Origin of the sequence: Bradyrhizobium sp. HKCCYLS3077, from assembly GCF_051167555.1 — a bacterium.
Lineage (GTDB): Bacteria > Pseudomonadota > Alphaproteobacteria > Rhizobiales > Xanthobacteraceae > Bradyrhizobium.
The window spans coordinates 1-20,588 of record NZ_JBNPTH010000002.1; the positions used below are offsets into that span (position 1 = coordinate 1).

Consider the following 20,588-nt stretch of genomic DNA (forward strand, 5'->3'; position numbering starts at 1 on the left):
ATCACGGCCGCGTGCCGCGAACAGGACATCGGGTCGGCCCAGATCAACCAGGCCATTCAGCAGCTCGACAAGGTCGGTCAGCAGAATGCGAGTGCATCCGAGCAGGTATCCTCGACCTCGGAGGAACTCGCCTCGCAGGCCGAGCAGTTGCAGTCGACCATCGCCTTCTTCCGCATCGATCGGTCCTCCGACGCTGGCATTGCTGCGCCGGCGGTCCCCACGATTGATCGCGCTGTTGGCCAGCTGAGGGCCAAGGCCGCCAGCATGGCCGCCGCAAACCGGGACGCCCATAATGCGCCGCGGAAGCCGGTTGCAAGGCCCATGACTGGGCGCGGCGTCATGGCCTCGATCGGCGGCGGCTTCGCCTTCGACATGAGCGAGGCGAGCGATGCCCGCGACCGCGAATTTCAACGTTAGTGGCACGCGGGGTCGTCTTCGGACGGCCTCCTGCAATGGAAATTGGAAGTCTGGACATGAGATTCACGATCAAGGCCAAGCTGGCCGGCGCTTTCGGTGTCGTCGTTACGCTCTCGATGATCATGGGCGGCATCGCCTACATGAACCTCTCCTCGCTGAGTGAGGCGGAGCAGCGCACGGTCGCACAGGCCGGCCGCCTCAAGATGGCGGGCGATCTCATGAACGGCATCCAGGGCCAGCAGCGGTCCGAGACCCGTATGATCAACGCGATCACGGACAAGGATATCCAGGACTACTACAACACGATGACGGCGCGCCGCGACAAGGTGCTTAAGCTGCGCGACGAGCTCTATGGCCGCGCGAGCGAGTCCGGCCGGCGCATCCTCGACCAGGCCACCAGCTCCATCAAGCGCATGAACGAACTCGAGGATCAGGCCAGCAAATTCGCGCTCCTCAATTCGAACAACAAGGCCGCCGAGGTATGGCGCGGCGAGGGGCAGCCGGCGACGCGCGAGCTCGACGCGACACTCGATTCGATCGTTGGTGAGCTGAACAAGGATGCGTCCGACAGCCAGCGCATGGTCACGGCGCTGTTGACCGCAAGGCTCGATGCCGCGCGGCTGTCGCGCGCCATCATCTCCGCCTATACGAGTGCGAACGTCCAGGATATCGACGCTGACTTGAAAGAGGCCCAGCAAAGGCTCGCCGCCGTCAAGGCGGATCTGGTGAAGATCGCCGGCGAGCAGGCCGGGCCTTCCAGCGGCGCGATCAAGGGGGAGCTCGAGCGGTTGAGCAAGGCCGTCGAGAAGGCTGCCAACTTTGCTGCGGAAGCCGGCAACGTCAAAGCGATAGCGATCGCCAACGGGGATGGCCGCAAGGCGTTCAACGATAGCCTCGATATGATCGAGCAATACGTTCAGCAGAACGAACGACAGATGGCCGAGGTTGCCGAAGACGGAGCGCGCGGGGCAAGCTTCGCCAAGACGCTGATGGTCAGCATCATCATCGGCGCGCTGGTGATCGCTGTCGTCTCGGCGACCTGGATCGCACTCAGCATCAGCAGGGCGCTGGCTCGCGCCGTCGGCCTTGCCGACGCCGTGGCCATCGGCGACCTGAGCCAGACGATCGAGGTACGTAGCGACGACGAGATCGGCGATCTGGTCAAATCGCTCAATGCCATGACGCAGAACCTCAACGTGATGGCAGGCATCGCCGACGAGATCGCGCACGGAAATCTCACCGTCGAGACCAGGCGCGCCTCCGACAAGGACAAGCTCGGCATCGCGCTCGAGCACATGGTGGACAAGCTCCGGCAGATCGTCGCCGAGGCCCTGACGGCCGCGCACAACGTGTCGGCGGGCAGCCAGGAGCTGTCGGCGAGTGCCGAGCAGCTGTCGCAGGGTGCGACCGAACAGGCCTCGTCGGCAGAGGAGGCCTCCTCGTCGATGGAGGAGATGGCGGCGAACGTGAAGCAGAACGCCGAGAACGCCAGCCAGACCGAGAAGATCGCGGCGCAATCGGCCAAGGACGCGGAAATGAGCGGCGCAGCGGTGGGCCGCGCGGTGGAGGCGATGCAGACGATCGCCGAGAAGATCACGATCGTGCAGGAGATCGCCCGCCAGACCGACCTGCTGGCGCTGAACGCGGCGGTCGAGGCCGCGCGGGCCGGCGAGCACGGCAAGGGCTTTGCGGTGGTCGCCTCCGAGGTGCGCAAGCTCGCCGAGCGCAGCCAGGCGGCGGCAGCCGAGATCGGCACGCTGTCCTCGGAGTCGGTGAAGGTCGCCCGCGAGGCCGGCGGGATGCTGTCCAAGCTGGTGCCGGACATCAAGAAGACGGCGGAGCTGGTGGTGGAGATCACGGCCGCGTGCCGTGAGCAGGACATCGGATCGGCCCAGATCAACCAGGCCATTCAGCAGCTCGACAAGGTCGGGCAGCAGAATGCGAGTGCATCCGAGCAGGTGTCCTCGACCTCGGAGGAGCTCGCCTCGCAGGCCGAGCAGCTGCAGTCCACCATCGCCTATTTCAGGATCGATGACGGAGCCAGGGCGCATGGCAGCGCGCCGGCGCCGATCGAGCGGGCCGTCAGCCAGCTCAAGGCCAAGGCCGCGACGATGGCGGCCGTGGACCGGGTCGGCAGAAAGGCGGTCGCGGCCAAGCCGGCGCGCGCCGTCAAGGCTGCCTCCGGAGGCTTCGCCTTCGATCTGGCCGATGGCGGAGACCACCACGACGCCGAATTTCAACGCAGGGCGTGACACGCGGGCGGCCGCGGGACGGCCGCGCCGGACGACGAACCCTTACTGCTCGGAAAGAACGACATGGCCGAATCGACGCAATATCTGACGCTCGGTCTCGACGGCGAGACATTCGGCATCAGCATTCGCAACGTCCGCGAAATCCTGGACATGCGGCCGATCTGCCGTCTGCCGCATGCGCCCGCATTCCTGCTCGGGATGATCGACGTGCGCGGCAGCGGCTATCCCATCGTCGATCTGCGCCTGAAGCTCGACTTGCCCAGCGCGCCCGCCACCGATGCCACGCGGATCATCATTCTCGATGTGGCGTTCGAGAACCGCATCGTCGGCGTCGGGTTTGTCGCGGATTGCGTCTATGAAGTCACCGATATCGACGATCGCACGATGGAAGCGGTGCCCGATGTGGGCGGACGCTGGAAGTCCGACTACATCGCGGGCATCGGACGCAAAGGCGAAAAGTTCGTCATCATTTTCGATCTCATCCGTCTGATGGCCCATGAGGGGATGCCTTCGGGGATGCCGTCCGCAGCGGCGGCGCCGGCCGCCGCTGCTGCGGCTTGAGCGTCCGGAGCTCGGCTGTGCCGGAGAGTGCGTTGCATCTTTCAGAACGTCATTTCAAAACCATCTCAAAGCTGATCGAGGGACAGGTCGGAATCAAGCTGCCGGCGGCCAAGCGGCTGATGGTCGAGGGGCGGCTGCACAAGCGTGTTCGCGCGCTGAACTACTCCTGTCTGAACGAATATGTCGACAATCTGTTTCATGACGGCCAGTTCGAGGACGAGATCGCGCATCTCATCGATGTCGTGACCACCAACAAGACGGATTTCTTTCGAGAGCCGTCACATTTCGATTTCATGCGCGATGTCGCCGTTCCGGAGCTCCTGAATTCTCGCGGTCGCGCCGATCTGAAGATCTGGAGCTCGGCCTGCTCCACCGGCATGGAGGCGTACACCGCCGCCATGGTGCTCGACGACATGAACCGGAGAGGATCGCGATTCGGCTTCCGGATCCTGGGCACCGACATCTCCAACGTCGTGCTGCATGCAGCGAGGACCGCGATCTATACGACCGACGTGCTGGCACCGGTGCCGCCGGATTTCATCAGGCGCTACTTCATGATGTCGCGAAACCGCGAGAGCGATCAGGTGCGTGTCGTGCCCGAGTTGCGCCGCCTGACCGGGTTCATGCGCATGAATCTCATGGAGCCCAGCTACCCGGTCGACCGCGACGTCGACATGATTTTTTGCCGCAACGTGCTGATCTATTTCGAGCGCGAAACGCAGCGGAAGGTCATCGAGCGTCTGTGCACCCACCTCCGGCCGGGTGGCTATCTCATGGTTGGACACTCCGAATCGATGATTCACAGCGTTGTACCCGGCTTGAAGCAGGTGCAGCCGACGATCTTCAAAGTCTAGCAGCGGAACGCGGCACGATGGCAAGGCAGAAGGTTCGCGTGCTGATCGTGGACGACTCGGCGTCGGTCCGCCAGATTCTGACGGCGATCCTCGGAGAGGATCCCGAGATCGAGATCATGGCTACGGCCTCCGACCCGTATGCGGCCGCGCGGCGCCTGGAGGCTCAATTGCCCGACGTGATCCTGCTCGACATCAACATGCCGCGCATGGACGGCATCACGTTCCTTCGCAAGATCATGGCGCAGCATCCGATTCCCGTCATCATCTGCTCGTCGCTGACCGACGAAGGCTCGGAACTGATGTTCGAGGCATTCGAGGCCGGCGCGGTCGACATCATTCCCAAGCCGCGCATCGACACGCGTCAGGCATTGCTCGAATGCTCGACCCGGCTGCGCGATGCGGTCAAGTCGGCAGCCGGCGCGAAGGTGCGATGGCGGCCGCAGCGAAAGACCGTGGTCGAGAAGAGGCTGACGGCGGATGCCATCATCCCGCCGCCCATCGAGGGACGCGGGCATCGGAAGACGGAACGCATCGTCTGCATCGGCGTCTCGACCGGAGGGACAGAGGCGCTGAATGAGGTGCTCGAGGTACTGCCGCCGAATTGCCCCGGCGTCTTGATCGTGCAGCACATGCCGCCGGGTTTCACGGCCGCGTTTGCGCGGCGGCTGAACGGCATCTGCCGGATCCAGGTCAAGGAGGCCGAAGATGGCGAGCCGGTCCAACAGGGGTGTGCCTATATCGCGCCGGGTGCTCGTCACATGCTGCTGCAGCGCGTGGGGGCCCGCTATGTCATTGCGATCAAGGACGGTCCGCCGGTGTCGCGGCATCGTCCATCGGCCGACGTGCTGTTCCGCTCAGCCGCGCAACATGCCGGCAGTAACGCACTGGGCATCATCATGACAGGCATGGGTGACGATGGGGCGCGGGGACTTCTGGAGATGCGCAAGCTGGGCGCGGCGACGCGGGCGCAGGATGAGGAAAGCTGCGTCGTGTTCGGTATGCCTAAGGAGGCGATCGCCCGCGGCGCCGTCGAGAAAGTGGTCTCGTTGAACCAGATCCCGCGCGAGATCATGCTCTGGTCTCAGGCGGGACAGCCGCTCCTGGCGGATTAGGTCCGTGATGGCCGAAACTTGCCCACGGGAAGCGATCAGAACGTCCCTCGCCGCGATCTATGACGTGTCGTCGTACATCGAAGAAACCTTCTTGCAGGCGGGACAGCGGCTCGGCCGCGGACAAGCGATCTTTCAGGAGCTGAATCACGATCTGGCGGCGCTGGCCAGCGGAATGTCCGGCACCGAGATCGAGCAGGCGTCGAGTGCCGTTCGTGACATCGCCAACCGACTCGATCGTCTCGCGCAGGCGTTGCCAGCTGAGACGGCGCTGCTCGGCCGCCTCCGGCAAAGCGCGGCCGAGGCGGCGGGCCAACTCAGGACTCTGTTCAAGCATGTCCAGACTATCTCGATCATCGCGCGGAGCGCGCGCATCGAGGCCGCATCGCTGGAGGGAGACCGGGACAACTTCCTTGCCTTTACGCGGCAGGCGCATGAGATCGCGGGCTCGGTAAAGCAATTGCTCGACGCCTGCGCGCGGGATCAAGCCCTGCTCGCAAAGGCGGTCGAGGCCGCTCTCGATCGGCAGAGTGATTTCGACCAGCGCTACCGCACCCAGCTTCTCGCGACCGGGAAAGAGCTGATCGCCGCTTACTCCGTCATGCACGAGCGGCGTGGCAACAGCCTTAAGCTTGCGGAGTCGGCAGGCGGGAGTACGCAGAAGATCGCCCAGGCCGTCGCTCGTTCGATCATCTCGCTGCAGGCCGGAGACAGCACGCGGCAACGGCTGGAGCACATCCGTTGGGGACTCGAACTTGCCGGCCGTGAACGAGGAGTTACGGATCCAGAATCGCGTCACGACCTGGCGACACTGCCAACCCTTCTGTGCCGTCTGCAATCGATGCAGCTGGATGATGCGAAGCGCGAGCTGCAGAACGATACCGCGGCGATCTTGCACGCGCTGTCGAGCATTCTGAGCGATGCGACCGGCGTGATTGGCCAAGGCAGGTCGCTCTATGGTGATCAGGGCGATGATGCCGTATCCGTTCTTGCCCGTACCAAACAGGTGCTGGCGCAGGCCTCGACCCTCATTGCCACCTGCGAACGAGCGGGCACGTCGGTCGACGACGCGCTCCTCACGGTCGAGGAGCTGCTGGGCCGCTTTCGCGTCGCCGTTGCAGCTCTGCTGGAGGCAGTCCTCGATATTACATTGATCGGTATGAATGCGAGCCTCAAGGCGGGTCACCTTGGGAGCAGAGGTAGTGCTTTCGTCGTGATCGCAAACGAACTCAGGGCTACGGCCGATTTGGTTGCCGCTGGCGCCGGCCGGCTCAAGACGGCCCTCGAAGTCATCGAAACCCTGGCGCTCGAGCTCCGGGCGCTTCGCCTCGAAGGCGAGCCTGCCCAACTCGCCGGGCTGGAGCCGGCGATCCTCGATGCGATCAATGGGGTCGAGTCCGGAAATGCACGTCTCGGGACGATAGTCGACCGCCTGATCCGCGAGGGCGCCGAATTCGAGGAGCTCATGGGATCGGTTCGGCAGCTGATATCCCATCTCGACGAAAGCACGGCCAAATTGTCCAGTGTTGCCGCGCAATTGAACGCAAGCAGTGTGAGCGCGCAAGGCGCCTTGCCTACGGCGAGCGACCAGGCAGCCTTCGACGATGCCCTTGGCCGTTATACGATGGAGCGGGAGCGCGAAGTTCACCGGAGGTTCCTGAGCAGCTTCGGCCTCGTTGCGAGTGCGCCCCCGCAAGACGTCGATGAGGTCGAAGCAGACGATGGCGTGTTGCTGTTCTGACGCCAGGTTGCGCAGGTCGAACCGTTCCAGTTGCACGATCCAAGTCGCCACCCAGGCGGATCGCGGCATTCAGCGGCGAGAGCCGGGCTGGTCAGGCGGCAGTAGCCGGAAGTCTCGCGCTGGATTCTGCATCATCACTCAATATGACACGATCCTGAGGTCTGTTGGAGATTCAATGCAGAGTTGAGGGTAGGTTTGTCGGAACAGACATTGATCTTACTGGCAGATCATGCGCCTCTTGATCAGCGGGTCCTAGGTTCGGGCCCTAGTGCACCCACCAAGCCTTCCAAGGACATACTGCTGGGCCCCACATTTCCTCCGGGGTTGTTCGTCAGAGCGCCTCGCCTGAAGTGCCGTGCAAGCGAGCGCTGGCGAACGCGATGTACCAGTCGAGGCAACCTGGATTGGCCATCGCATCGCGGTTGATGACCTTGTCCAGCGGTTGGCCGAGCAGCAGCTTCTTGATCGGGAGCTCCTGCTTCTTGCCCGACAGCGTGCGCGGGATCTCCGCCACCGCAAAGATTTCGTCGGGCACGAAGCGTCGTGACAGGCTGGCTTCGACCGCCATGTTGATCTTCCGCTTCATGGCATCGTCGAGCGCGACGTTGTCGCGCAGCACGACGAACAGCGGCATATAGCTGTCGCGGCCGAGATATTCGAGATCGACGACCAGCGAATCCAGGATCTCCGGGAGCGCCTCGATCGCCGAGTACAATTCGCTCGTTCCCATCCGCAGGCCATGGCGATTGATGGTGGCGTCGCTGCGGCCATAGATGATGCAGGAGCCATCTGCATCGACCTTGAGCCAGTCGCCGTGCCGCCAGACCGGCGTGCCGTCGCCGGTTTTGTACGTGTCGAAATAGCTCGAGAGATAGCGCGCGTTCCCGGCGTCGTTCCAGAACCGCAGCGGCATCGACGGCATCGGCTCGGTGCAGACGAGTTCTCCGACCTCGCCGATGACGGGCTCGCCCTGGTCGTTGAAGGCCTCGACGGCCGCGCCGAGCGCGCGGCATTGCATCGTTCCTGGTATCTGCGGCAATTCGCGATGGCCACAGATGAAGGCGCCGGCGAAGTCGGTGCCGCCGGAAATGTTGGACCACCACATCTCGGCTTGCGCCCGGCTGCCATTGACCTTTGAGAGGGCTGCAAAGCGCTGGTCGAACCAGGCTTGCGTATCGGCGCTGAGCGGCGAGCCGGTGGAGCCGAGGCAGCGCAGATGCGACAGATCGCCGGCGTCCGCCAGGTTGATGTCCGCCTTGACGCAGCTCGCGAAGAATGCCGCGCCGGCGCCGAAGAAGGTCGAGCGGGAGTTCGCGACGAAGCGCCACAGCGTGGTCCAGTCCGGATTATCCTTCGGCCCCGCCGGACTGCCGTTGAAGATGCAGCAGGTGGTGCCGTTGAGCAGCGCGCCGACTTGGTTATTCCACATGATCCAGCCGGTCGAGCTGTACCAGTGATAGCGCTCGCCGAACGAATTGGGCTGATACGAGCAGCCGATGTCGTTGTGCAGCCCGAGCAGGGCCAGCGTGACGATGATGATGCCGCCATGGCCATGCACGATCGGCTTCGGCAGCCCCGTGGTGCCGCTCGAATAGACGATCCAGAGCGGATGATCGAAGGCAAGCCATTCCGGCTCGAAGGCGTCGATGGCCGGGCCTGTTCTTGCCAGGACATCTGCGAGACAGACGTCCCCGTCGGCTTGCGCGCCGGCGTCGTTACTGTGCAGGATGACGTGGCGGACCGTCGGTAACGACCGGCGCAGCTCCTCGACGACGTCGCGGCGATCATGCCGGCGCCCCGCGTAAGTTACGGCATCGCAGGCGATCAGCACCTTCGGCTCGATCTGCTTGAACCGGTCGATCACGGCAGGCGCGGCCATGTCCGGCGCGCAAACGCTCCAGATCGCCCCGATGCTGGCCGCCGCGAGAAACGCGATCATGGCTTCCGCAATGTTGGGCAGATAGGCCGCGACCCGGTCGCCGGGCGCGACGCCTTGCTCGCGCAGATGCAGCGCCAGCGCGGCTGCCTTTCGCCGCAGCTCCCGCCAGGTTGTTTCCCTGAGCGTCCCATCCTCGTCACTGCTGATGATCGCGGGCAGGCCCGCGGCCTCGGCGGGGTCGACGTGACGGAACACCTGCCGTGCGTAGTTGACCGAAGCACCGGGGAACCAGACGGCTCCCGGCATCGTGCGCTTGGCCAGCACGGATGAAAACGCGGTCGGCGACTGCAGGTCGAAATAGTCCCAGATGCTGCGCCAGAAGCCATCGAGATCGCGGATGGACCATTGCCGCATCTCCTCGAAGTTTTCGAAATGGAGGCCGCGATTGTCCCTCAGCCATCGCCGATAGAGAGCCATTTGCGGGACGTAGGGAGCTGTCATCATTCATTCCGGCTTGTTTGCATCGTACGGAGACGCCGAGCAGCGCTCATTTCGACTTCTGCTTGCGCCGCTTGTAGAGCGCGTTGAAGCCTCCGGCCATGAAGGTCACAAACCGCTCGCGGACGGCCACGAAATCGTCGGACTTGCACAGACCGCCGGACAGGCGGTCGATGCGGCCGGTCCGTGACAGGATCAGCGAATAGGCGCCGGAGGTGAACTGAAAGCTCCAGAACAGGTCCTCGGGCGCGGCGTCGGGCAACGCCTTCTGCAGCAGCCCGATGAGACGCAGCACCATCGGATCGAGATAGGCGTCCAACATCTCCACGCCATAGCCCGGCGCGTTGGCGACCTGCGCGAAAATGCGGCCGAAGTGCCGCCAGTTGTCCTCTTCGTTGACGTAGACGTCGAACGCACCGTCATAATAGGCGCGCAACGCGCCTTCCACGGTCGGGCGATCTCCGACCTTGGCCTCGTAGGCATCCAAGCCGGCCGTGCGCACCGTGACCGCGTATTCCATGCGGCGCTCGAACACGGCATCGAACAACGCTCTCTTGCCCTCGAAGTAATAATGGATCAGCGCGGGATGGATGCCCATCTTGTCGGCGACGTCCTTGATCGTCACGCCGTAATAGCCGAGCTGCGCGAACAGCTCCTCGCTGGTGTCGAGGATGAGCTTCACCGTCGTCGCGCGCTGTTCCGCGCGCGTGCGGCGCCCCTCGGGCTTCGGCTGTGCTGCCATGCTCTCCCTGATCCCTGATCGGCGCGCGGCGCCATTGCTGTCTCGACGATGCGGGGACGGGCGCTCCCGGTCAAGCGGGACTTCGGCGTTCCAACAATTTCATTTAGCACTAAATGAATGAACTTGACCGGACGTTGGCCGGACGGTAGGTCTGTAAGCGTGACGGACGTGATCTCCGAGCAGGTGAGCAGCCCGAGCTGCGGCCCTCGGTGCGCCGACGTCATCAACAAAGGCTGGCGATCGATCGGCCGCACTCGGGAGGACACATGACACGGATCAAGACGACGGCGGCCGCCCTGCTGATGCTTGGCGCGGCCCTTTCAACTCCGGCGATTGCGCAGAAGAAATACGACGTCGGCGCCACCGATACCGAGATCAAGATCGGTCAGACCAATCCCTCGAGCGGGCCAGCGTCCACCTTCGGCGCGATCGGCAGGGCGGAAGCGGCCTATATCCGGATGATCAACGAGCAGGGCGGCGTCAACGGGCGCAAGATCAACCTGATTCAATACGATGACGCCTACAGCCCGCCGAAAACGGTCGAGCAGGTGCGCAAGCTGGTCGAAAGCGACGAGGTGCTCACCACGTTCCAGATCATCGGCACGCCGCCGAATGCCGCTGTGCAGAAATATCTCAACAGCAAGGGCGTGCCGCAGCTGCTGGCCGGAAGCGGCGCGTCCCGCTTCACCGATCCCAAGAATTTCCCGTGGACCATCTCCGCCAACCCGAACTATCAGTCGGAAGCGCACATCTACGCAAAATACATTCTCGAGAACTTTCCGAATGCCAAGATCGGCATCCTCTATCAGAACGACGATCTGGGCAAAGATTACGTCAAGGGGCTGAAGGACGGGCTCGGCGCCAAGGCCGGCATGATCGTCAAGGAACTCTCCTACGAGGTGTCCGACCCGACCGTCGACTCGCAGCTGGTGACGCTGAAGGCGTCGGGTGCCGACCTGTTCTACAACATGTCGACGCCAAAATTCGCAGCGCAATCGATCCGGAAAGCCGCCGAGCTCGGCTGGAAGCCGGTGCACATCCTCGAGGTCAATGCGACGGGGGTCGGTCAAGTGCTGGTCCCTGCCGGCTTGGAGAACGCCAAGGACATCATCTCGGTCGCCTATGGGAAGGATCCGCTGGACCCGCAATGGGCCGACGACGAGGGCATGAAGCGCTACAAGACGTTCATGGCGAAGTACGCGCCGGGCGAGGACGCCAACAGCGGTTACGCGACCTATGGCTACTCGACCGCGGCGCTGCTCGTCCAAATCCTCAAGCAGTGCGGCGACGAGCTGACGCGGGCCAACATCATGAAGCAGGCGACCAACATCAAGGGCTTCGTGCCGGATCTGGGGCTGCCGGGGATGTCGATCACGACGACGTCCGATGACTACCGCATCAACAAGCAATTTCAGATGATGAAATTCGACGGCCAGCGCTGGGTCATCTCGGGGCCGATCCTGACCGACGACTTCAAGGCGGACTAGGTCATCTCGTCTCGCCTCGGCATTGCGCCGGTTGCGAGCCGTGCCGCCGGCCGTCCTGCGCCGACGTCTGCCCACAGAACTTCCGCCATCGGAGCGCCGCGTATGACCAGTGAAGCCGTTCGCCGCCGCCGGGGCTTCGACCCCGCGGCGCTCGCTGCGATCGGTCCGGCACTTGCCGAGTTCGTCGATCGCGGCGAGCTCGCAGGTATCGTGTCGCTGACGTCGCGGGGCGGCGAGGTCGTTCACGCCGAAACCATCGGCTGGCGCGATGTCGAGACCAGGAGCCCGATGCGCTCCGACACGCTGTTCCGGATCGCGTCGATGACCAAGCCGATCACCTCGGTGGCGGCGATGATGTTGGTCGAGGAGGGCAGGATCGGCTTGCCGGACCCGATCTCGCGCTGGCTTCCGGAGCTCGCCGATGTCAGGGTGCTGCGTAACGCCGCCGGCCCGCTCGACGACACCGTGCCCGCCGACCGCGCGATCACGATCGAGGATCTGCTGACGCATCGCTCAGGGATCGCCTACGCGTTCTTTTCGGAAGGCCCGCTCAAGCTCGCCTACGAGTGTGCGCTCGGCGATCCTGCGATGAACCGGTCAACGCCGGACGAATGGCTCGCCGCGCTTGGCACGCTGCCGCTCGCGTATCAGCCCGGCGACCGTTTCCATTACGGTCATTCGACCGACGTGCTCGGCTTCCTGATCGGCCGGGTCGAAGGCAAGCCGTTCCGGGAGGTGCTGCGAGAGCGCATCTTCGGCCCGCTCGGTATGGCCGATACCGATTTCTGGTTGCCGCACGACAAGCGCGATCGTCTCGCGAGCCTCTACAGCTATGACGAGACGGCGGCCCGGCTCGCGAAGCTGGAGCCGGTGATGTATGACGCGCCGCCCGCTTATACGCCTGGCGGCGGCGGCTTGATCTCGTCCGCGCCGGACTATCATCGGTTCGCGCGCATGCTGCTCGGAGGAGGTGAGCTGAACGGCGTCAGGCTGCTGCGGCGTGAAACCGTCGACCTGATGCGGACCAACCGTCTGACGCCATCGCAGCGGCAGGTCCCTTTCGCCGGCATGCCGTTGTGGCAGACGTGCGGGTTCGGGCTCGGACTTGCGATCGTCGAGACGTCGGTCGGCAATCCCTATGCCTGCGGCGCGTCGGGATCGATGACCTGGCCGGGCCTCTTCGGCACGTGGTGGCAGGCCGATCCCGTCAACGACCTGATCATGATCTATCTGATCCAGCATCAGGTGCCGGTCTCGGCCGGAATAGGGGCCACGATTGCTACCGGGCGCGGCGCTGCGGGCCGCCGTGCTCTGCCGATCTTTCAAAGTGGAACTTATGCGGCGCTGTCCGACATGGCGGAACAGACGACATGACCTTGCCGCGCGCGTCCTGTCGGGGAGGAGGCTGGCCAGGCCGCGTACATTCCGCGCGATGAAACGTTCGAGCAGCGAAGCGCTGCTGCCGTGCATGTCGGAACTGTAACATGCCTTCTCTCCATCCTTGAGCTTGTGTTCCGGCCGTTATTCTGCTCAGTGCCTTCTCAAATTGCGCGATCATGCGCATCGATCGATCGACTGAAGTCGACAGCCAGTGAGGAAACAAATATGCGCAAGTTAACTTTCGCCCTTGCCCTGATCGCTCCCATGCTCGGCCATGCCGCGCAGGCCGAGGACAGCATCAAGATCGGCTATATCGATCCGCTGTCCGGCGGCGGCGCCAGCGTCGGCGAGGGGGGCCTGAAGACGTTCCAATATCTGGCCGAGGAGCTCAACGCCAAGGGCGGCATTCTCGGCCGCAAGGTCGAGATCGTGCCGTTCGACAACAAGACCAATCCGCAGGAGAGTCTGGTCCAGGCTCAGAAGGCGATCGACGCCGGCGTTCGCTATATCACGCAGGGCAACGGATCGTCCGTCGGGCTCGCGCTGGAGGACTTCGTCACCAAGCACAACACCCGCAATCCGGGCAAGGAAGTGCTGTATTTCAACTATGCCGCCGTCGATCCGAGCATGACCAACGAGAAGTGCAGCTACTGGCATTTCCGCTGGGACGCGAGCTCCGACATCAAGATGGAGGCGCTCACCAACTACATGAAGGACATCCCGTCCATCAAGAAGGTGTATCTGATCAACCAGGACTATTCGTTCGGCCAGTCGGTCCGCAGTGACGCGCGCAAGATGCTGGCCGCGAAGCGCGCCGACGTCCAGATCGTCGGTGATGAACTGCATCCGCTGCTGAAGATCACGGACTTCTCGCCCTACATTGCCAAGATCAAGGCGTCCGGCGCCGACAGCGTCATCACCGGAAATTGGGGCCAGGACATCGCGCTGCTGCTCAAGGCCGCGGCTGACGCCGGCCTGAAGGTCAACTGGTACACGTATTACGCCGGTGGCGCCGGCGGTCCGACGGCGATCAAGCAGACCGGCCTGGATCATCAGGTGTTCCAGCTCACGGAAGGCTTCGCCAACTCCGGCAATCAGGCGGCGATGGACTACGAGAAGGCGTTCCGCGCCAAGGTCAATTTGTCGCTGTGGTATCCGCGCGCGGTCAACGAGATGCGCATGTTCAAGGCGGCGGCCGAGAAGGCCAACTCCGTCGATCCGGTGAAGGTCGCCGCGGCGCTCGAGGATCTCAAGTTCGAGGTGCTGGACGGCGGCACCGGCCTCATGCGCAAGGACGACCACCAGTTCTTCCAGCCGATCTACGTCTCGTCCTTCGGCAAGCTCGCGGCGAACGAGCCGTTCGACGAGGAGAACACCGGCTGGGGATGGCATCTGGTCACCAAGGTCGATACGCCCCAGGCCATGGTGTCGACGACCTGCAAGATGACGCGGCCGTAACCATCCGCGCAGGCCTCCCGCACGGCCCAACCGTGCGGGAGGCCTTTCGCCGATCTGACCGGGACTGAGCGGCCAGGGCATCGAAGCCCGACATTCGCGAGTGCGCCGTGCTTGAACTCATCGTCATCTCCACCCTCAACGGCGTGCTGTTCGGCATGCTGCTGTTCCTGCTGTCGAGCGGGCTCACCGTCATCTTCAGCATGATGGGGGTGCTCAATTTTGCCCATGCCAGCTTCTACATGCTGGGTGCGTTCTTCGGCTTCCAGCTTACCAAATGGCTAGGCTTCTGGCCGGCGCTGCTGCTGGCGCCGCTTTTGGTCGGAGCCATCGGCATGGCGGTCGAGCGTTACGGCCTGCGCAATACGCACAAGCACGGCCATGTGGCCGAACTGCTGCTGACCTTCGGTCTCGCATTCGCGATCGAGGAAATCGTCTCGATGATCTGGGGCAAGACGCCGCTCGACTATCGCGTGCCGGCGCTGCTGGATTTTCCGGCGTTCACGATCTTCTCGACCAACTATCCGGCCTACAAGCTGTTCATGCTGGCGGTGTCGGTCACGATCTTCGTGGTGCTGCTGATCGTGCTCAAGCGCACCCGCGTCGGCCTGATCGTGCAGGCGGCGCTCACGCATCCCCACATGGTGGGCCATCTCGGCCACAATGTCGGGCGCGTGTTCATGGTGGTGTTCGGGGTCGGCAGCGCGCTGGCCGGTCTCGCCGGCGTGATCGCCGGACCAGCGTTGGTGACGCAATCCGACATGGCCGCGGCGCTCGGGCCGATCCTGTTCGTGGTGATCGTGTTCGGCGGCCTCGGCTCGCTGCCGGGCGCCTTCATCGCCTCGCTGGTGATCGGCCTGGTGCAGACCTTCGCCGTCGCCTTGAACGGCTCGCTGGCGAGCGCCTTCGGCCCGCTCGATCCCTCTGCCGGACCATCGGTGCTCACCGACATCTGGAACGTCACGATCGCGCAGGTCGCGCCGATCGTGCCCTATTTGCTGCTGGTCCTCGTGCTGATCGTGCGTCCCGTGGGCCTGATGGGGACCCGTGAATCATGACCTCAGCAGTCACCTCCGCCCCGCCCATGTCGGCGAAGCCGGCCGGCTCCCACCTCCGCTTCTACGCCATCTGGCTGCTCGGCGTGGTCGTGCTGGTCATCCTGCCGCTGCTGTTCAGTTCGGGCGGATCGCTGACCTCGTTCAGCCTGATCGGGATCGCGATCGTCTTTGCGCTCTCCTACAACATCTTGCTCGGCCAGACCGGGCTGCTGTCGTTCGGTCATGCGGTTCACTACGGCCTCGGCGGCTTTGCCGCCTGTCACATGATGAATGCGGTGGTCGCGCATGGCTGGCCGATTCCGCTGCCGTTCATTCCGCTGTTCGGCGGGCTGGGCGGGCTCGCTTTCGCGATCCCCCTCGGCTGGGTCATGACCAAGCGCGCCGGCACGGTGTTCGCGATGATTTCGCTCGGGATCGGCGAACTTGTCGCGTCGTCGTCGCTGATCCTGCGCTCGGTGTTCGGCGGCGAAGCCGGCATCACCAGCGACCGCACGGCCTTGCCGCGCATGTTCGGCTGGACCTTCGGGCCGCAGCTGCAGGTCTATTACCTCATTGCGTTCTGGCTGGTGCTGTCGGCGATCGCGATGTACGCGCTCACTCGAACACCTCTCGGCCGGATCAGCAATGCTGTGCGCGACAATCCCGAGCGAGTCCAGTTCATCGGCTACGATCCGCACGTCGTGCGCTATCTCGCTTACTGCTTCGCCGGCTTCTTCGCGGGCATCGCCGGCGGACTTGCGGGCATCAGCTTCGAGATCGCCAACTCCGCCTATCTCGGCGCGATCCAGTCGGGCCTCGTGCTGTTTTCGACCTTTATCGGCGGCACCGCCTATTTCTTCGGTCCTATCCTCGGCGCCATCCTGGTGACCTATCTCCAGCTCGGCCTGACGAGCCTCACCGGCGTCTGGCAGCTCTATTTCGGCATCATCTTTATCGGCATCGTCATGTTCTCGCCGGGCGGCATCGCCGGCCTCTTGATGATGCACCGGCCGCTGATCCGGGCCGGGACACTCGGAATGGTGATCCCGTCCTATCTCGTTGCCGTCCTACCGACCGCGGCGCTTGCCTGGGGCGTCATCCTGACCATCGAGACGGTCGCGCGCTACTCCGGTGGGGAAGCGATCAACCTGTTCGGCGTGGCGTTCAATCCGCAATCTCCGGTGACGTGGGCTGTCGCCGCAGGACTGGTTGTCGGTGGCTTTTTCGTCGCACGGTTGACGTGGCAGCGGATCGCAAGCGCCTGGGACGGGGCCGCCACCGTGGCGCGTGACCGGGGGCATCTGGCATGACCACAGCCATCGAAGTCCGCGCCGTTGAAAAGCGCTTCGGCAATGTCAGCGTCATCCGCGACCTCAATCTCAGCGTCTCCAAGGGTGAGCGCCACGCCATCATCGGTCCGAACGGCGCCGGCAAGTCCACGACGTTCAACCTGATCAGCGGGCACATCCGGCCGAGCTCGGGCGAGGTGCGATTGAACGGGGCGGTCATCTCCGGCCTGCGGCCGTTCGAGATCAACCGCCGCGGCCTGTCGCGCTCGTTCCAGGTGACCAACGTGTTCTCCCGCATGACGGTGTGGGAGAACGTCCGGTGCGCCGTGCTGTGGGCGACCGGGCATCGCTATGCGTTCTGGAAGAATGTGGACAGCCTGCCGGAGGTGCGCGAGCGGACCGCTCAAATCCTCGACAACATTCATCTCACCCACCGGCGCGATGTCCCTGCGGGATTGCTGACCTATGCCGAGCAGCGCGAGCTCGAGATCGGCGTGACCATCGCGAGCGGCGCGACCGTCGTCATGCTCGATGAGCCGACCGCTGGAATGAGCAACGCGGAAACCGAGCGCGCGGTGGCCTTGATCCGGCGGCTCACCGAGGGGCGGACCTTGGTGATCGTGGAGCACGACATGAGCGTGGTGTTCGGCCTTGCCGATCGCATCTCGGTGCTGGTCTATGGTCACATCATCGCGTCGGGCACGCCGGAGGAGATCCGGCGCGACCCGAAGGTGAGGGAAGCCTATCTCGGCGAGGAGGTCCACTAATGCTCGAAGTCAGGAACCTCCACGCCTATTACGGCAAGAGCCACATTCTCCAGGGCGTGGATCTCGACGTCGCCGCCGGAGAAGTCGTCAGTCTGCTCGGGCGCAACGGCGTCGGACGCTCGACCACCGTCAAGGCGATCATGGGCGAGGTCAGCCCGCAGGGGACGATCCGCTTCAAGGGCAAGGACATTGCCGGCCTGCCGAGCTACAAGATCGCCCGGCTCGGACTGGGCTACGTGCCCGAACATCGCGACATCTTCCCGAGCCTCACGGTGCGGCAGAATCTCGTGCTCGGCATCAAGGATATCCGGCGGCCGGGTAAGTGGCGCCTGCAGGACATGCTCGACATGTTTCCCAATCTCGCCGCGCGCGCCGATACGCCCGCCGGCGTCCTGTCGGGCGGCGAGAAGCAGATGCTGACCACCTGCCGGACCTTGATGGGCGATCCTGATCTGATCATGATCGATGAGCCGACCGAAGGTCTGGCGCCGCTGATCGTGCAGCAGGTCGGCGACCTGATTGCGCGGATCGCTGCGGCCGGCGTCGCGATCCTGCTGGTCGAGCAGAAGCTCTCGATCGCGATGCGCATCTCCAAGCGCGTCTACGTCATGGGCCACGGCCGCGTCGTGTTCGAAGGAACACCGGACCAGCTCAAGGCCGACGCCGCGGTGCGCCAGGAGTGGCTCGAAGTGTGACGACGCAGCGTCTGGCAGGCATCGTCATGGCTGACGAACGTGGGGTCAGTCTCTTCTCCCAGGGCATCTTCGACAGCCTGGAGAGGCGCCTCCGATGACGCGGTCGACGTCGCGGGCAAGCACGCCGACACCGATGCGCCGTGATGATGTCGCTGATCAACTGCATGATGATGCAGCCGACGGGCCATCCGCGCGGATCTGAGCCTGTGGTTCTGCTGCGTGCTCTGTTTGCTACACGCGGACCGCAGGTGCTGCATCGCCGACGAATCCCTCAGGGTGCTGTCCGCTGACTGGGCATCGGTTATCTCACCCGACAGGAGATGATCGCGATGCCGCGATGATCAGCAGCGTCGAAATGGCAAGCAGACAAACGGCGCGCCGGATCATTGGACCGCTTCGATGCGCGCGGCTATCATTGAAGAGAGACCAAATGTTCATCTACCGAATGCAATCATCTGGAGGTTGGAATGGTCTGCAGATCGACGGCGCTCGCGCTCATCGGTGTGGGAATTCTGCTCGCAGGCTCGACGCCTGCCATAGCCCAGCAGGCCGAGGTCAACGCGCCCGACCTCGTCCTCGTCAATGCAAAGGTTCTGACCCTCGACGAGCAATCCAGCGTCACCGAGGCGATCGCCGTCCGGGACGGAAAGGTTCTTGCGGTCGGGAGCAGCGCGTCGATGCGGGCGCTGGCCGGCGCGCGCACGCAGGTGCTCGATGTCGCGGGCAAGACCGTCGTTCCAGGATTGATCGATACCCATGCGCACTTCAAGGCGGCTGGCCTCGGTGACTATGTCGTCGTGATGGGCCGGGCGAAGACGGTCGCGGACGCGCTCGAGGCCATCAAGGCCTTCGTCGCCAAGAGGAAGCCGGGCGAGTGGATCGTTGGCGGCGCGTGGCATCCGCCGTCACAGCTCGCCGAGAAGCGCTATCTGACGCGGCAGGAGATCGACAGCGTCGCGCCGGACAATCCGGTCTACCTGCGCACCGTCGGGCATTTCTCGATGGCGAACTCAATGGCTTTGCAGAAGGCCGGCATCGACAAGACCACCGCGAATCCCGACGGCGGTTCGTTCGAGCGCGACGCCGCCGGCGAACTGACCGGCCTCCTCTTGGAGACCGCGATCGACCGGGTCGAGAAGGCCGTTCCGCCATGGACCGAAGAGGATGAAATCAGACAGTTCACACTTGCAGAAGGTGCGCTGAACAGTTTTGGCATCACGAGCGTCGTCGAAGGCGCCACGGAAGCGCGCGACATCAGCACCTTGCAGAAGCTCGCCGCGTCCGGACGAGCGACGCTGCGGACGGGACTGATGTACAGGCCGGAGCCGCCCGCCGATCTCAATGCCTGGAACGCAATCATGTCAGGGAACGGCGTATCGTCCGGCTTCGGCGACGACTGGGTCAGGTTTGCCGGGATCAAGATCTTCTACGACGGCGGCATGACGCTGAAGACGGCCCTGATGCGTGACGTCTACCCGGACTCCCACGACAATTACCATGGCATCGCGCAGCAGACGCCCGAGCGGCTGGCGCAACTCGTCTCGATCTGCCATCGCCACGGCTGGCGCGTCGGCGTGCATGTCGTCGGCGATCTCGGCATCGACCAGGTGCTCGACGCCTTCGAGGCGGTCGACAAGGAAAGGTCCATAAAGGATCGTCGTTTCGTTCTGATCCATGCGAGCCTGATCAGGCCCGAGCAGATGGAGCGTGCGCGAAAGCTGGGGCTCAGGGTCGATTTCCAGAACGTCTTCATGTGGGACAAGGCTGCGACCGTCGAGCGCTTCCTGGGGCGGCCGACAGCCGATCGCGCCGTACCGACAAAGACCCTGATCGAGACGATGGGGCTGGACAACCTCGGTGCCGGATCAGACTTTCCCGTCAACCCGATCAACCCGTTCCTCAACATGTACATCATGGTGACGCGGAAGGATCCGAGCGGCAAGGTCTACGGCGCGGCGGAGGCGATCAGTCGCGAGCAGGCGCTTCGTCTCTACACGTCGGCGGCTGCGCGCTACACGTTCGACGAAGCGCGAAAGGGGACGATCCAGCCGGGCAGGCTCGCCGATCTCACGGTCCTTTCGGCAGACTACATGACCGTCCCGGACGAGCAGATCAAGGACATCAAGGCTGATATCACGCTCGTCGGAGGAAGGATCGTCTTTCAGCGCTGACGAGATTTGCGCTGGGCTCGGTCGTCGCTCCGGCGACGATCGCACCGACGCTGCAGGGTTGCCTGCTCGATCATGCGACTTGGAGCTGGATCGCCTTCGGCGTGGTCGGCCTGAACGAGAATCGTGCCTAGCGCCGCCCCGCAGCCGCTGCCAGCGCCGGCCTGTCGAGGAGGAGAGCGTGCGGCAGTCCGGATCAGCGAACCTCAAATCGAACAAATATGAGGTGCGCACCGCATTATCAAAGAGAATTTGGC

At 63.9% G+C, this 20,588-nt stretch carries 15 protein-coding genes and 1 pseudogene; 14 read left to right on the top strand and 2 right to left on the bottom strand.

Annotated elements, in window-relative coordinates:
- From ACQR0Z_RS06115 to ACQR0Z_RS06140, 6 genes and pseudogenes are all read left to right on the top strand, one after another.
- Positions 1 to 417: pseudogene (locus tag ACQR0Z_RS06115) on the top strand (methyl-accepting chemotaxis protein); the annotation flags it as partial.
- 56 nt (positions 418 to 473) lie between these two features.
- A complete protein-coding gene (locus tag ACQR0Z_RS06120) occupies positions 474 to 2,669 on the top strand; it encodes a HAMP domain-containing methyl-accepting chemotaxis protein (RefSeq protein WP_434918038.1) in 2,196 nt (731 codons plus the stop codon).
- A gap of 63 nt (positions 2,670 to 2,732) precedes the next feature.
- Positions 2,733 to 3,230, top strand: a complete 498-nt coding sequence (locus tag ACQR0Z_RS06125; RefSeq protein ID WP_012046566.1) for a chemotaxis protein CheW — start codon at positions 2,733 to 2,735, stop codon at positions 3,228 to 3,230.
- A 32-nt stretch (positions 3,231 to 3,262) separates the two neighbouring features.
- Positions 3,263 to 4,084, top strand: a complete 822-nt coding sequence (locus ACQR0Z_RS06130) for a CheR family methyltransferase (RefSeq protein ID WP_434918039.1) — start codon at positions 3,263 to 3,265, stop codon at positions 4,082 to 4,084.
- Positions 4,085 to 4,101: 17 nt separating this feature from the next.
- Positions 4,102 to 5,196, top strand: a complete 1,095-nt coding sequence (locus tag ACQR0Z_RS06135; RefSeq protein WP_434860247.1) for a protein-glutamate methylesterase/protein-glutamine glutaminase — start codon at positions 4,102 to 4,104, stop codon at positions 5,194 to 5,196.
- A 7-nt stretch (positions 5,197 to 5,203) separates the two neighbouring features.
- Positions 5,204 to 6,934 carry a chemotaxis protein gene (locus tag ACQR0Z_RS06140; protein WP_434918705.1) on the top strand — a complete coding sequence of 577 codons (1,731 nt, stop codon included), beginning with the start codon at positions 5,204 to 5,206 and terminating at the stop codon, positions 6,932 to 6,934.
- Positions 6,935 to 7,265: 331 nt separating this feature from the next.
- On the opposite strand, the gene ACQR0Z_RS06145 is transcribed toward ACQR0Z_RS06140, so the two are convergent.
- Positions 7,266 to 9,314, bottom strand: coding sequence for an acetoacetate--CoA ligase (locus tag ACQR0Z_RS06145; RefSeq protein WP_434918706.1), 2,049 nt, complete (start codon positions 9,312 to 9,314; stop codon positions 7,266 to 7,268).
- A gap of 46 nt (positions 9,315 to 9,360) precedes the next feature.
- Positions 9,361 to 10,053, bottom strand: a complete 693-nt coding sequence (locus tag ACQR0Z_RS06150; RefSeq protein WP_434918040.1) for a TetR/AcrR family transcriptional regulator — start codon at positions 10,051 to 10,053, stop codon at positions 9,361 to 9,363.
- A gap of 266 nt (positions 10,054 to 10,319) precedes the next feature.
- Between ACQR0Z_RS06150 and ACQR0Z_RS06155 the strand changes: the two genes are divergently transcribed.
- From ACQR0Z_RS06155 to ACQR0Z_RS06190, 8 genes are all read left to right on the top strand, one after another.
- Positions 10,320 to 11,540 (top strand): ABC transporter substrate-binding protein, encoded by a 1,221-nt coding sequence (locus tag ACQR0Z_RS06155; protein ID WP_434918041.1) that lies wholly within the window; start codon positions 10,320 to 10,322, stop codon positions 11,538 to 11,540.
- A 102-nt stretch (positions 11,541 to 11,642) separates the two neighbouring features.
- Positions 11,643 to 12,914 (top strand): serine hydrolase domain-containing protein, encoded by a 1,272-nt coding sequence (locus tag ACQR0Z_RS06160; protein WP_434918042.1) that lies wholly within the window; start codon positions 11,643 to 11,645, stop codon positions 12,912 to 12,914.
- A gap of 231 nt (positions 12,915 to 13,145) precedes the next feature.
- Entirely contained in the window at positions 13,146 to 14,378 is a 1,233-nt protein-coding gene (locus ACQR0Z_RS06165) for a branched-chain amino acid ABC transporter substrate-binding protein (protein WP_434918043.1), read from the top strand.
- Between the two features lie 107 nt (positions 14,379 to 14,485).
- Positions 14,486 to 15,433: a branched-chain amino acid ABC transporter permease gene (locus ACQR0Z_RS06170; RefSeq protein ID WP_434918044.1), complete on the top strand. Its 948-nt coding sequence runs from the start codon at positions 14,486 to 14,488 to the stop codon at positions 15,431 to 15,433.
- Positions 15,430 to 16,722, top strand: coding sequence for a branched-chain amino acid ABC transporter permease (locus tag ACQR0Z_RS06175; protein ID WP_434918045.1), 1,293 nt, complete (start codon positions 15,430 to 15,432; stop codon positions 16,720 to 16,722). The genes ACQR0Z_RS06170 and ACQR0Z_RS06175 overlap by 4 nt, the downstream gene beginning before the upstream one ends.
- The gene (locus ACQR0Z_RS06180; protein WP_434918046.1) at positions 16,719 to 17,468 is read left to right on the top strand and encodes an ABC transporter ATP-binding protein; all 750 of its coding nucleotides are present in this window, start codon (positions 16,719 to 16,721) and stop codon (positions 17,466 to 17,468) included. Before ACQR0Z_RS06175 ends, ACQR0Z_RS06180 begins: the two co-directional genes overlap by 4 nt.
- Positions 17,468 to 18,163, top strand: coding sequence for an ABC transporter ATP-binding protein (locus ACQR0Z_RS06185; RefSeq protein WP_434860230.1), 696 nt, complete (start codon positions 17,468 to 17,470; stop codon positions 18,161 to 18,163). The genes ACQR0Z_RS06180 and ACQR0Z_RS06185 overlap by 1 nt, the downstream gene beginning before the upstream one ends.
- 467 nt (positions 18,164 to 18,630) lie before the next feature.
- Positions 18,631 to 20,334, top strand: coding sequence for an amidohydrolase (locus ACQR0Z_RS06190; protein ID WP_434918047.1), 1,704 nt, complete (start codon positions 18,631 to 18,633; stop codon positions 20,332 to 20,334).
- Positions 20,335 to 20,588: the final 254 nt, after the last annotated feature.

Excerpts from the sequence above, each read along its gene's own strand:
- ACQR0Z_RS06185 (WP_434860230.1), top strand. The coding sequence starts at position 17,468 with ATGCTCGAAGTCAGGAACCTCCACGCCTATTACGGCAAGAGCCACATT.
- ACQR0Z_RS06150 (WP_434918040.1), bottom strand. The coding sequence starts at position 10,053 with ATGGCAGCACAGCCGAAGCCCGAGGGGCGCCGCACGCGCGCGGAACAG.
- ACQR0Z_RS06135 (WP_434860247.1), top strand. The coding sequence starts at position 4,102 with ATGGCAAGGCAGAAGGTTCGCGTGCTGATCGTGGACGACTCGGCGTCG.
- ACQR0Z_RS06175 (WP_434918045.1), top strand. The coding sequence starts at position 15,430 with ATGACCTCAGCAGTCACCTCCGCCCCGCCCATGTCGGCGAAGCCGGCC.
- ACQR0Z_RS06180 (WP_434918046.1), top strand. The coding sequence starts at position 16,719 with ATGACCACAGCCATCGAAGTCCGCGCCGTTGAAAAGCGCTTCGGCAAT.
- ACQR0Z_RS06140 (WP_434918705.1), top strand. The coding sequence starts at position 5,204 with ATGGCCGAAACTTGCCCACGGGAAGCGATCAGAACGTCCCTCGCCGCG.
- ACQR0Z_RS06165 (WP_434918043.1), top strand. The coding sequence starts at position 13,146 with ATGCGCAAGTTAACTTTCGCCCTTGCCCTGATCGCTCCCATGCTCGGC.
- ACQR0Z_RS06125 (WP_012046566.1), top strand. The coding sequence starts at position 2,733 with ATGGCCGAATCGACGCAATATCTGACGCTCGGTCTCGACGGCGAGACA.
- ACQR0Z_RS06190 (WP_434918047.1), top strand. The coding sequence starts at position 18,631 with ATGGTCTGCAGATCGACGGCGCTCGCGCTCATCGGTGTGGGAATTCTG.
- ACQR0Z_RS06155 (WP_434918041.1), top strand. The coding sequence starts at position 10,320 with ATGACACGGATCAAGACGACGGCGGCCGCCCTGCTGATGCTTGGCGCG.
- ACQR0Z_RS06160 (WP_434918042.1), top strand. The coding sequence starts at position 11,643 with ATGACCAGTGAAGCCGTTCGCCGCCGCCGGGGCTTCGACCCCGCGGCG.
- ACQR0Z_RS06145 (WP_434918706.1), bottom strand. The coding sequence starts at position 9,314 with ATGACAGCTCCCTACGTCCCGCAAATGGCTCTCTATCGGCGATGGCTG.
- ACQR0Z_RS06120 (WP_434918038.1), top strand. The coding sequence starts at position 474 with ATGAGATTCACGATCAAGGCCAAGCTGGCCGGCGCTTTCGGTGTCGTC.